This is a genomic window from Gammaproteobacteria bacterium, from assembly GCA_029881255.1.
Taxonomy (GTDB): Bacteria; Pseudomonadota; Gammaproteobacteria; order S012-40; family S012-40; genus JAOUMY01.
The window spans coordinates 154086-165622 of sequence record JAOUMY010000009.1 but is presented as its reverse complement, the minus strand read 5'-3'; the positions used below and the strand labels follow the sequence as shown (position 1 = coordinate 165622).

13 protein-coding genes and 1 tRNA gene are annotated in these 11537 nt (G+C 49.4%); 11 read left to right on the top strand and 3 right to left on the bottom strand.

The genetic code is table 11. The features are described from left to right. Positions 1-43: 43 nt before the first annotated feature. Positions 44-130, bottom strand: a tRNA-Leu gene (locus tag OEZ43_16150). A 35-nt stretch (positions 131-165) separates the two neighbouring features. On the opposite strand from OEZ43_16150, the gene rnr reads away from it, so the two are divergent. Both rnr and rlmB read left to right on the top strand, forming a co-directional pair. Continuing rightward, positions 166-2490 (top strand): ribonuclease R, encoded by a 2325-nt coding sequence (gene rnr, locus OEZ43_16145; GenBank protein ID MDH5547120.1) that lies wholly within the window; start codon positions 166-168, stop codon positions 2488-2490. A gap of 6 nt (positions 2491-2496) precedes the next feature. Beyond that, positions 2497-3240, top strand: a complete 744-nt coding sequence (gene rlmB, locus OEZ43_16140) for a 23S rRNA (guanosine(2251)-2'-O)-methyltransferase RlmB (GenBank protein ID MDH5547119.1) — start codon at positions 2497-2499, stop codon at positions 3238-3240. Here the strand turns inward: rlmB and OEZ43_16135 are convergent, their stop codons facing one another. Beyond that, positions 3241-3465: a hypothetical protein gene (locus tag OEZ43_16135; protein MDH5547118.1), complete on the bottom strand. Its 225-nt coding sequence runs from the start codon at positions 3463-3465 to the stop codon at positions 3241-3243. Between the two features lie 238 nt (positions 3466-3703). Between OEZ43_16135 and rpsF the strand changes: the two genes are divergently transcribed. The 8 genes from rpsF to radA all read left to right on the top strand — a co-directional run bounded on the left by rpsF (position 3704) and on the right by radA (position 10161). Beyond that, positions 3704-4081: a 30S ribosomal protein S6 gene (gene rpsF / locus OEZ43_16130; GenBank protein MDH5547117.1), complete on the top strand. Its 378-nt coding sequence runs from the start codon at positions 3704-3706 to the stop codon at positions 4079-4081. Then, the gene (gene priB, locus OEZ43_16125; protein ID MDH5547116.1) at positions 4068-4397 is read left to right on the top strand and encodes a primosomal replication protein N; all 330 of its coding nucleotides are present in this window, start codon (positions 4068-4070) and stop codon (positions 4395-4397) included. Before rpsF ends, priB begins: the two co-directional genes overlap by 14 nt. A gap of 7 nt (positions 4398-4404) precedes the next feature. Further along, positions 4405-4632 (top strand): 30S ribosomal protein S18, encoded by a 228-nt coding sequence (gene rpsR / locus OEZ43_16120; GenBank protein MDH5547115.1) that lies wholly within the window; start codon positions 4405-4407, stop codon positions 4630-4632. 30 nt (positions 4633-4662) lie between these two features. Next, positions 4663-5574, top strand: a complete 912-nt coding sequence (locus tag OEZ43_16115; protein ID MDH5547114.1) for a hypothetical protein — start codon at positions 4663-4665, stop codon at positions 5572-5574. Between the two features lie 46 nt (positions 5575-5620). Next, positions 5621-6067, top strand: a complete 447-nt coding sequence (gene rplI / locus OEZ43_16110) for a 50S ribosomal protein L9 (protein MDH5547113.1) — start codon at positions 5621-5623, stop codon at positions 6065-6067. Between the two features lie 250 nt (positions 6068-6317). Next, positions 6318-7715 (top strand): replicative DNA helicase, encoded by a 1398-nt coding sequence (gene dnaB / locus OEZ43_16105; protein ID MDH5547112.1) that lies wholly within the window; start codon positions 6318-6320, stop codon positions 7713-7715. Next, positions 7712-8791 (top strand): alanine racemase, encoded by a 1080-nt coding sequence (gene alr, locus OEZ43_16100; protein MDH5547111.1) that lies wholly within the window; start codon positions 7712-7714, stop codon positions 8789-8791. The genes dnaB and alr overlap by 4 nt, the downstream gene beginning before the upstream one ends. 2 nt (positions 8792-8793) lie before the next feature. Further along, positions 8794-10161, top strand: coding sequence for a DNA repair protein RadA (gene radA / locus OEZ43_16095; protein MDH5547110.1), 1368 nt, complete (start codon positions 8794-8796; stop codon positions 10159-10161). Here radA and OEZ43_16090 read toward each other — a convergent pair. After that, positions 10158-10532, bottom strand: a complete 375-nt coding sequence (locus OEZ43_16090) for a PilZ domain-containing protein (protein ID MDH5547109.1) — start codon at positions 10530-10532, stop codon at positions 10158-10160. The two genes, radA and OEZ43_16090, sit on opposite strands and share 4 nt — an antisense overlap. Before the next feature lie 152 nt (positions 10533-10684). Between OEZ43_16090 and OEZ43_16085 the strand changes: the two genes are divergently transcribed. Beyond that, complete coding sequence (locus tag OEZ43_16085; protein ID MDH5547108.1) at positions 10685-11515, top strand: hypothetical protein; 831 nt, start codon at positions 10685-10687, stop codon at positions 11513-11515. Positions 11516-11537: the final 22 nt, after the last annotated feature.

Below are 11537 nucleotides of genomic sequence, written 5' to 3'. Positions count from 1 at the left end.
CATTGTGGGCAGGTGATCTATTTGATCAATTGGAAAGAATAATTGGTGCCGAGGAGAGGACTCGAACCTCCACGGGGTTGCCCCCACTAGCACCTGAAGCTAGCGTGTCTACCAATTTCACCACCTCGGCTCAGCGAAAGCGAACTCTACCGGGAGATGTAATTTTTGTCAAACAATCAGCGTTTCACTGACGACCCAAACGCCGGCCGAGAGGCCGAAAAATATGAAAAGCCTGTACCCAGTCGGGAGTTTATCCTGCAAATCCTTGAAGACATTGGGCATCCTTTGCATTTAGGTGATATCGCCTCACATTTTGACATTGTTGATGATGATGAAATGGAAGGGCTGCGCCGTCGTTTGCGTGCCATGGAAAGAGATGGACAACTGATACGTAATCGCCGTGGCGCCTACGGTGTTACCCGTAAGATGGATCTTATTCGTGGTCGCGTAATAGGTCATCGTGATGGCTACGGATTCCTGGTGCCTGACGATGGTGGTGAAGACCTTTTTCTTTCTGCTAAACGTATGCGAGGTATTCTTAACGGCGACAGAATCGTCGCGCGTGTCGCTGGTGTAGACAAGCGAGGGCGTAAAGAAGGCGCACCGGTCGAAGTGTTAGAAAGGGCAAATGAACAGATAGTCGGTCGTTATCGGCAGGAGCATGGGGTTAGTTTCGTATCTCCCAGCAATCAGCGTATAAACCAGGATATTTTAATTTCTCCGGAAAATCGCTCCAGTGCCATAGATGGTCAGATCGTAGTCGTGCAAATTATCGAGCATCCCACTTGGCGTTCGGCACCGATAGGTAAGATAGTCGAAGTGCTGGGTGATGAGATGGCACCGGGCATGGAGGTTGATATTGCCCTGCGTACCTATCAGATTCCTTTTGAATGGCCTGATGACGTAAAAAAAGAAATACAGGACTTTAACAAAGAAGTACCTGAAGCGGCTAAACAAGGTCGCGAAGATTTACGCGCAACACCGTTAGTCACGATAGATGGTGAAGATTCTCGCGATTTCGACGACGCGGTATTTTGTGAACCTCACGGAAAAGGTTTTCGCCTCATAGTTGCAATAGCGGATGTTTCCCATTACGTAAAACCCGATTCTGCGCTGGATCTCGAAGCCCAGCAAAGAGGGAATTCGGTCTATTTTCCCGGCACTGTGATTCCGATGTTACCGGAAGTATTGTCCAATGGACTGTGTTCGTTGAATCCGCAAGTCGACCGTTTGTGTATGGCGTGTGAAATGATTGTCTCTGCCAGCGGAACAGTAAAAAGCTATCGCTTCTTCGAAGGCGTTATGCGTTCACATGCGCGACTGACGTATAACGAAGTCGCGGCCATGGTTGTCGAGCGTGATATGACTGTTCGTCGGCAATACGAACATCTCACCGAACATCTTGATCATTTATATGCTTTATATAAATCGTTTGCCTCCCGCCGCGAAAAGCGTGGCGTCATTGAGTTTGATACCATCGAAACACGCATCGTGTTTGGTGAGCATCGTAAAATTGAACGCATCGTACCAGTCGTGCGTAACGACGCGCATAAAATTATTGAAGAGTGCATGGTCGCGGCCAATGTTGCGGCAGCTGAATATCTGGAAGAACACGAAATCCCCATTCTGTTCCGCGTACATCAGGGGCCTACCGAAGAAAAGCTGGAATATTTGCGTGAATTTCTTGGAGAGTTTGGGCTCTATCTCGGCGGCGGTAACGATCCCGAGCCAAAACATTATGCCAAGTTGATACGCGAAATTCGCGAGCGTCCAGACGCTCAAATGATAGAAACAGTATTGTTACGAAGCCTGAGTCAGGCGGTCTATTGTCCCGAAAATAGCGGTCACTTTGGATTGGCCTATGATGCGTATACGCACTTTACGTCGCCGATTCGACGTTATCCCGATTTGCTCGTACATCGCGCATTGAGACATTTAATTCAGGGCAAATCAGCCAAAGCATTTAATTACAGCTTTGAAGAAATGGAGCGCCTCGGCGAAGGCTGTTCGATGACTGAACGACGCGCCGACGACGCTACTCGCGACGCGCTCGACTGGTTGAAATGTGAATTCCTGCAAGACAAAGTGGGTGAGGAGTTTGATGGTAAAGTTGCAGCGGTAACGAGTTTCGGTTTATTCGTTCAGCTCAATGATTTCTTTGTCGAAGGCTTAGTGCATGTTACCGCACTGGATAACGACTACTATCATTATGATCCTGCCAAGCATCGTCTGGTTGGCGAGCGTAGTCGAAAAATCTATCGATTGTCTGATGAATTGCGCGTACGGGTAGTGCGGGTAGATTTGGATGACAAAAAGATCGATTTCGAGCTGGCGAGCCGTGTACAGGAAGGAAAGCCTCCTTCGAGTAAGCAAGGGAAACACCGTGACGCAGATAGGTCCGAAAAACCGGGCAAGTCTGAAAAAAAGGCGCGTAAAAAGACCGGCAGGAAAAAATCCACTGCCAAAGCAAAAAAGAAATCGCGTAGGTAATAGTTAATGTCAGAAATCGTATATGGCATACATGCGGTACGCGCAATACTCAGTAGTGATGCGGATAATATTCGTGAAGCGCTGGTACAAAAACAGATTCGTAATGCGCAAGTGCAGGACATTTTAGGCGAGCTCAAGAAACGCAATATCCGTTTCAGCTTTCTTGACAAGCGACAACTGGATGAACGATGCGATGGCAACCATCAAGGGATAGCCATCGTATATGGCGCAAGCGAACGAAGCATTAGTGAACAGGAATTGCCGGCGCTGCTAGCCGATCTTAAAGAACCCGCGTTTATTCTCATCCTCGACGGTATTCAGGATCCACACAATCTTGGAGCCTGTCTGCGGACGGCGAATGCGGCTGGGGTACAGGTAGTGATCGCGCCCAAAAACAATTCGGTTGGAATTACCGCGACTGTACGAAAAGTCGCCTGTGGTGCAGCCGAGTCCACGCCTTTTGTCCAGGTGACAAATCTATCGCGAACAATGGAATGGTTACGCGAACAGGGGATATGGATTACGGGTACAGATGCCGCGACGGAGAAGAACGTATTTGAAGGTGACTATATTGGGCCAGTCGCCATTGTCATAGGCAGTGAGGGCAGCGGCTTGCGCCGCCTGACCCGTGAATATTGTGATTTTTTGGTAAACATACCCATGTCAGGGCAAGTAGAAAGCCTGAATGCCTCGGTCGCGACCGCCATCTGCCTATATGAGGTCAGGCGCCAACGTTTGGCGCGTGCCTGATTACCTGGTACTGCTAAGTTGAATCTGAGAAACGGGAGACTGAATCTGTTCACACAGACCGCTGTCGACGATCTGAATGTCATTGTTCGAACATCCCTGGGATAGCTGTTCTTCCACTCCTGTGCTGGAAATAGACTTGTAACTATATAATATTAAAGAAAAAACGCTGGCCGCGATGCTGATATACAGTAATTGGCGTGTGCGATTTGAAGGCTGACGTCTCATATCTTTTCCCTCCCACTCGGTTATTAGTTCCGGGTTAATTGGTATTGACACTATAGTTCATGCAAAGTGCCGCTTCTATACTGAAATCTCTGTGGGTTAGTCTAGCCCACAGGGTTTGCAGCTTGCGGACAAATCCAGTAGAATCCGTCGGCTTCAGAAGCGTCTGGCTAATTTTCAGTCGTTTCTACTCCTTGCCTCACCCATTAGGGGAGGCTGTCGAATCCATAAGGGGATTAATATGAGACATTACGAAGTTATTTTTCTGGTACACCCTGATCAGAGTGAGCAGGTTCCTGGTATGGTAGAGCGTTATCGTTCGTCTATCGAGTCCAGTGGCGGCAAGGTTCACCGTCTGGAAGATTGGGGTCGTCGTCAACTTGCCTTTCCAATCGAAAAAATCCATAAAGCGCACTATATCCTGATGAACATCGAATGTGGTCAGGAAGCGCTTGATGAGTTAAAGAGCGCCTTCCGTTTCAATGATGCTGTTTTGCGTGACATGATCATCGTGTTGGATGAAGCTGTTACCGAACCTTCGCCTATGGCCAAAGAGAAGGCAGCTGAAGATTCACGCAAGGCCTCACGCGCTGATGAATCAGTGAGTGAAGACGCCTGAACAAGGGTTTGACGCTAACCTGGTTTGCTTGAACGGATATATAGTCCGTTCGCCTCAGACCCGCGAAACACCAGCTGGTATTCCGATAAGTCGTTTTACGCTTGAGCATGTTTCGCAGCAACAGGAAGCCGGTTTACCACGACAGGTTCAGTTACGAATCAGTGTGATCGTCGCCGGTAAGGACTTACAGCCAAAGTTGCAGGGATTTAAAGAAGGTAGCGCAGTCCAGGTCAAAGGGTTTTTAAATAAATCAGTTTTTCGTGGTCAGGAAATCAAACTGGTCATCCACGCAAACGAATTGAAATTGATGGAGTGAATTAAATATGTCACGTTTTTTTCGTCGTAGAAAGTTTTGCCGCTTTACTGCAGAAGGTATCAAGCAGATCGATTACAAAGATCTGGACTTGTTGAAGAATTACATTACTGAAAACGGAAAAATCGTACCCAGCCGTATCACGGGTACCAGTGCGCGTTATCAGCGTCAATTGGCGGCTGCTATCAAGCGTGCCCGCTATGTAGCCTTGTTGCCATATACTGATTCACATAAGTAATTGGTGTATTTGAGGCAGGGAACAGAATAGATGAAGGCCCTGGCCACTTTCGTGACGCGTGGCCGTATTCAGGCCATGGTATTAACGGCAATCTTTGCGGTTTTGTCGTTAATATTGCCGCCTTTTAGCTATGTCAGTGGCGGTATTATTGCGCTGATCACTTTGCGTAAAGGCGCAACCGAAGGTCTGTTAATCACCGGTGTTGCGGTGCTCATCATGGGCGCGTTATCCATGATGATGTTTGGTCAGATGGCTTTAGCCCTGGCTTATTTGCTGGTGGTATGGTTACCGATACTGGGTTTGTCGTTGGTATTACGCCGCACGGTTTCTTTGCCCTTGACGCTGAGTGTCGCGGGATTACTCGGTATCCTGGTGGTGCTGGGTATCTATGCGGCGCTAGATGATCCGGTTGCCTGGTGGCGAGACATTCTGACCAAGTTTTTCAGTGATGCCTTGAGTCAGACAGAGTTACCAGAAGGCATATCAAGCGTTGCGGAAATCGTAGATGTCATGGCGCAGATGATGACCGGCATAATTGCCAGTGCCTTTGTGGTCAGCCTGATATTTAGCCTGTTTCTTGGGCGTTGGTGGCAGGCAATGCTTTACAACCCAGGTGGATTTAAGCAGGAGTTTTTCAGCTTACGCCTTGATCGGACAACGGCTGCGTTGACGGTGTTGTTTATCGTTCTGGCTATGGTTGGTAGTGGATCTATGCCGATTGCCACAGACTTGATGTTAGTCGTAGTCACCATTGCGGGCATACCCGGATTGGCATTGATGCACGACTGGGTAGCTAATGGTGGCGGTAACGTCATCTTTTTGGTGATCTTGTATGTGTTGTTGCTATTTGCCATGCCACAAATGACTGCAGCGCTTGCGATCAGTGCGGTTATCGATAGTTGGGTTGATTTACGAAAGTATTTTAAAAAGAGTTCAGTTTAAATATTTGTGTTGCCTCACGGGCAACAAGCGTTTACGAGGTGATGCAATGGAAATCATTCTATTAGATAAAGTTAAAAACCTGGGTAGCATTGGCGATCAGGTAAGGGTTCGTTCCGGTTACGGGCGTAATTTTCTTATCCCAAAAGGTAAGGCTGTTCAAGCAACCAAGGAAAATATTGCCTTGTTTGAAGCCAAGCGTGCCGAACTGGAGGCACGTGCTGCTGAGTCTTTGGCTGAAGCACAGGCAAGAGCGGATAAAATTTCAGCGCTTAGCCTGACCATGTCTGGCACTGCCGGGGATGAAGGAAAGTTGTTCGGTTCCATCAGTGGACGTGACATTGCAGACGCGGCGACTGCTGCTGGCGTTGAAATTGGAAAAAATGAAGTTTCCATGCCAGAAGGTGCGATTCGTAACGTGGGCGAGTATGAGTTCACTGTGCAATTACACCCTGATGTTAGCGCGACACTTAAGCTAACGGTTGTTGCAGAATAATTGTTAAAACAATATTTGTTTTAACGCATAGCGACACGATATGAAACGGGATGGTGTAACACACCATCCCGTTTTTTGTTGGCGATTTCGTGCAAGTGTTTCGTTTAATTTTGCTGAAAAAAGTTTCGTGAATGAAATCAAATACTGGCTTAAATTCATGATCATGTTTTAACCAATATATTGTTTCTAGCCGACTAACTGCCAAAGAATTGTCCTTGCAACCCGTCTCAGAAGTCTTTATAAAACTCCTATGCAAGACTTCGCCGTTCCATTACCCACTCGAGATACAGAAACCGAACAACTCAAGATTCCGCCACATTCAGTTGAAGCGGAACAGTCCATACTGGGCGCGTTGATGTTGGATAACAATGCGTGGGATCAGGTTTCAGATATGGTTATCGAAGATGATTTTTATCGTCATGATCATAAGTTAATCTTTCGTGCGATCGGACATCTTGCCTCCGAGGGAAAACCTTTCGACGTTGTTACATTGTCGGAATGGTTGGAGAACGTAAACGAATTAAACAATGCCGGTGGATTGGTTTATCTCGGCAAACTGGCAAAAAATACGCCTAGTGCAGCGAATATAAAAGCATACGCAGGTATCGTACGTGAGCGATCAATTCTTCGCCAACTTATTACGGTTGGTGGGGCTATTAGCGATAGTGCGTTCAATCCCGAAGGGCGCGCAAGCGCTGAAATTCTCGACACTGCGGAACGACTGGTATTTGAAATCGCGGAAAAAGGTTCGCGTAGCAACAAAGGTTTTGTTGGCATAAAGGATTTGTTGAGTAGAGCAGTTGATCGCATCGACATGCTGTTTCAACAAGATGATCCGATCACTGGCGTTCCCACAGGTTGGAGCGAATTTGATGAGATGACCTCCGGCTTACAGGCAGGCGATCTCGTTATCGTAGCCGGTCGTCCCTCAATGGGTAAAACCACATTTTGTATGAACATGGCGGAGTACGCCGCTATAGACGGTCACCGTCCAGTAGCGGTTTACAGTATGGAAATGCCGGGTGAGCAACTGGCGATGCGTATGATGTCGTCTATCGGACGTATCGACCAGCATAAAGTACGTACAGGTAAGTTAGGCGACGATGATTGGCCACGATTGACAAAAGCCGTTGGCTTGCTTGCAGAGTCGCCGATTTTTATCGACGATACGCCTGCCTTGAGTCCGAATGAATTGCGTTCCAAAGCGCGTCGTCTCAGTCGTGAAGTAGGGCAACTGGGTTTGATCGTGATCGATTATCTGCAGCTGATGCAGGTACCTGGAATGAAAGAAAGTCGTGCAGCCGAGATTTCTGAAATCTCCCGCTCACTGAAAGGTCTGGCGAAGGAACTCAACGTCCCTGTTGTTGCCCTGTCGCAGCTCAATCGCAGTCTTGAACAACGGCCAAACAAGCGCCCGGTTATGTCCGACTTGCGTGAATCAGGTGCGATCGAGCAGGACGCCGACGTCATTGTATTCATCTACCGCGATGAAGTTTACAATCCGGAAAGTCCAGACAAGGGTACGGCCGAGATTATTATCGGCAAACAACGTAACGGTCCCATCGGCTCGGTGCGGCTGACCTTCCTGGGCCAGTACACGCGTTTTGAAAACTATATCCATAGCGTCTATGACGAGGACTATGAATGACCCGTTCGGCTGTTGCCACCCTCGACGTCGGAGCATTTCAACACAATTTAAAGCAAGTCCGTAAACTGGCCCCAAACAGCAAAATCATGGCGGTCATCAAGGCCAATGGCTATGGTCATGGTTTGCTGCGCGTGGCGAGAAATCTCGCCGATGCGGACGCCTTTGGGGTGGCGAAAATTGAAGAAGCAATCTATCTGCGCGAAGCAGGTATGACGCAGCGGATATTGTTACTACAAGGATTTGCCGACCGACAGGAATTGAAGACGCTGGCTCAGTGGCGTATCGACAGCGTCATCCACCATATGCAACAAGTTGAAATCCTGGAGGGGGTGGCGCTCACTAACCCCATAGACGTGTGGGCCAAACTCGATACGGGTATGCATCGTCTCGGTTTCGATCCAGTCGAATTCAATCGGGCTTGGGATCGCCTGCGTGCCATGTCTACTTCGAACATTGCAAATTGTTTTGCGATGTCTCATTTTGCCAATGCCGATCGGCGCAACGATCCGGTCAATCGCAAACAAATCGATATGTTTCATGAGTACACCCAAGACCTGGTGTGCGAGAAAAGTATGGCCAATTCCGCGGGCCTGCTCGCGATGCAGGAAAGCCACATGGACTGGGTGCGTCCCGGCGTGATGCTGTACGGTATTTCGCCGTTTGCAGATACCTGGGGTGATCAGTTCGAGTTGTTGCCAGTCATGACACTTGCCAGCCAGGTCATTGCGATTAAAACAATCGGGAAGGGCGACACCGTCGGCTATGGTGGTCATTGGCAGGCAGAACGCGATACCCAAATCGCGGTGGTTGGGATCGGATACGGCGATGGCTATCCACGACATGCGGAGAACGGCACGCCAGTGTTGATCGGTGGCCTGCGTTATCCCCTAGTTGGCCGGGTGAGTATGGACAGCCTGTGCGTCAACCTGGGCATGGATCACGACGTCATGGTTGGCGACAAGGTCATTTTGTGGGGCGATGGTCTACCCGTTGAAGAAATTGCCGGCCATGCCCACACCATACCCTATGAACTCGTCTGTCGCGTGACCTCTCGCGTGCGCTTTGTCGAGCAATAATCATGGCAAAAACCAAATCTATTTATGTGTGTAACGCCTGTGGTAGCCAGACCAGCAAGTGGGGCGGCCAATGCGCGGACTGTCTGGCTTGGAATACCTTGCAGGAAACCACCGCTCCAACAGCGATTGGGCGCAAAGCTCGATTTTCCGGCTATGCGGGCAGCGCCGATGGTAGTGGACACACCTTGTTATTGTCCGAGGTGGAAGCGGTACAGGAAAGTCGAATTACCACAGGAAGTCCGGAGCTCGATCGGGTGTTGGGCGGGGGACTGATACTCGGTTCCGTTATCCTTATCGGTGGTGATCCCGGTATCGGTAAATCAACGCTGCTATTACAGGGAACGGTCAGTTTGAGCCAGAGCCTGCCGGTGCTGTATGTTACTGGCGAAGAGTCATTGCAACAGGTAAGTTTGCGCGCCCAGCGACTCGGGCTCAAAGCGGACAAAATACGTTTGATGGCCGAGACACGGGTGGAGACGATAATTGCGACGGCGCAGCGTGATCGACCGAAAGTCATCGTAATCGATTCGATACAGTCCATCTTCAGCGAAACATTACAATCAGCGCCAGGGGCAGTCGCTCAGTTACGGGAGACCGCAGGCATGCTGGTGCAGTTTGCCAAACAGACCGGCACCTCTATCTTCCTGGTTGGGCATGTCACCAAGGAGGGCGTGATAGCCGGGCCACGGGTGCTGGAACACATGGTCGATACTGTCCTGTATTTTGAAGGGGAGTCGGATGGACGCTATCGTATGCTGCGGGCGGTGAAAAATCGCTTTGGCGCCGTGAACGAGCTTGGGGTGTTCGCCATGACCGAGGGTGGTCTGAAAGAGGTGAGTAATCCTTCGGCAATCTTTCTTTCGCGCCATGAGAATCCCGTTCCTGGTAGCGTCATCAGTATTACCCGCGAAGGCAGTCGTCCTATGTTGCTGGAGCTTCAAGCGCTGGTGGATGAGTCGCATTTGTCTAATCCGCGACGAGTAACAGTAGGTCTGGAGCATAATCGCCTGTCGATGTTGCTAGCGGTGTTACATCGTCACGGTGGCATCGCCATGTATGATCAGGATGTGTATGTGAACGTCGTCGGCGGCGTGCGAGTGGGTGAAACTGGGGTTGATCTGGCGGTCATACTGGCGGCGTTATCGAGTTTTCGCAATCGCCCCGTGGCAAACGACATGGCGGTATTTGGTGAGGTAGGTCTTGCCGGTGAAATACGCCCTGTGCCCAATGGGGAAGAACGGGTACGGGAGGCGGCTAAACATGGTTATCACCGGGTAGTGTTACCCAAGGCCAACAAACCACGACATATTCCTGATGGCGTCGAAGTTATACCCGTCAGCCGACTTGGTGACGCTCTGAGTCTGATTTAAGCACCCATAATCGACAATTCGCGATTGAGTATCTCTTCGTCGCCCAGGTTGAGCTCGACCAGGCGGCGCAAATGGGACGCGCTATCGATATCAATACCAATACAGCGCAATCCAACTCTATCGGACTCTGCATGCGCCACTATCACTTCCATTGTGATCTGGAAAACCTCTTCCGGTGGATGGATCTCGATCAGCATTGGATCACCCGCTTTGCATGTCCAGTATTGTGGGCGGCTAACCAGCAGGCCTTTCAGCGATATGTCGACAAGCTTGCCTGTCCACTTTCCGGCAGGGCAGCTGAGCGTCACAGATGCCTCAAATGGTACGCGGGAAAATTGTCGTCTCTCGTTCTGATTCGCCTCAGCAGTCATGTCTCACCTTATATATGGATGTATCAGTAGATTATCAGTCGTCTTGATCAAGCAATTACTTTACCAAAACAAGTCTTATGAAGAGCAAATCTAAAGCCTTTGTCGGCTACGCACGAAAACCTTATCAGGTATCGTCTCAGGAAATCCAGTAGGTGAAGAAGGTGTGGCAAGGCTGCCTAATTTGGTTTATCGCAAGCTTGTGTATCTATGCGACCCAAGCGCATGCAGAGACGTTTCGCCAACGTCATACTGAGGCCTTGTTTATGGAAATGGAACAATACCTGTGGGAAGAAAGCGACACCAGTGGCCAGTTTCTGCGCAATGAAGAAGGCCAAAGAATGAGTGTGGGATATACCAGCGACAATATGGGCTGGAATCATCCCGGAATTCTCTACGAAATTTCAGGAAAAGGCATACTCGGTGTCGTCTATTACCGTGACGCCGACCCCATGCCCATGTTGGGCGTAACAACCGAGACACTGGCAAGCAAGGCCGACTATATAGGTACAAGTATTAGCGGCAATGTTGGTCAGCGCTATGGATTTCTTGCCGAACCCTATATGTTAGAAGTGATGGTTGGCGTTGAAATAGATGCCTGGGGCAGAAATATACGCACAGAAGTAGGTTCCGGAATTGGGCGAGGCGTAAAGGAGGCATTCCTGGTGGTTTCGCCGAGTCTTTCTGCCGGTATGACGGGATGGTGGGGGCGACGCCGTCACCGCATGTTATTAGGAATCAAACATCCGGCAATCATCGAACGAATAAATCTGAGCGCAATTGGATCGTTACAGCCAAGCGGATTCCCAATGCCGTTTGGCCATATGGAACTCACCAGAGTGCTGGATGTCTTTAGCTATTGGCTAAATATCCGTTTATTTTTCGACAGTCGTTTCATCAATGCCGCTGGGCCTCATGTAAATTACCGTTCTGATCGTGCGATGCAATGGAATGGCGGTATACGTATAACGCTCGATAAACACTAATGCCGATGAGCGTATCAATTAA

Coding starts and splice junctions, on each gene's coding strand:
- rplI (MDH5547113.1), top strand. CDS start 5,621: ATGGAAATCATTCTATTAGATAAAGTTAAAAACCTGGGTAGCATTGGC.
- radA (MDH5547110.1), top strand. CDS start 8,794: ATGGCAAAAACCAAATCTATTTATGTGTGTAACGCCTGTGGTAGCCAG.
- rpsF (MDH5547117.1), top strand. CDS start 3,704: ATGAGACATTACGAAGTTATTTTTCTGGTACACCCTGATCAGAGTGAG.
- rlmB (MDH5547119.1), top strand. CDS start 2,497: ATGTCAGAAATCGTATATGGCATACATGCGGTACGCGCAATACTCAGT.
- rpsR (MDH5547115.1), top strand. CDS start 4,405: ATGTCACGTTTTTTTCGTCGTAGAAAGTTTTGCCGCTTTACTGCAGAA.
- OEZ43_16090 (MDH5547109.1), bottom strand. CDS start 10,532: ATGACTGCTGAGGCGAATCAGAACGAGAGACGACAATTTTCCCGCGTA.
- dnaB (MDH5547112.1), top strand. CDS start 6,318: ATGCAAGACTTCGCCGTTCCATTACCCACTCGAGATACAGAAACCGAA.
- alr (MDH5547111.1), top strand. CDS start 7,712: ATGACCCGTTCGGCTGTTGCCACCCTCGACGTCGGAGCATTTCAACAC.
- OEZ43_16135 (MDH5547118.1), bottom strand. CDS start 3,465: ATGAGACGTCAGCCTTCAAATCGCACACGCCAATTACTGTATATCAGC.
- OEZ43_16115 (MDH5547114.1), top strand. CDS start 4,663: ATGAAGGCCCTGGCCACTTTCGTGACGCGTGGCCGTATTCAGGCCATG.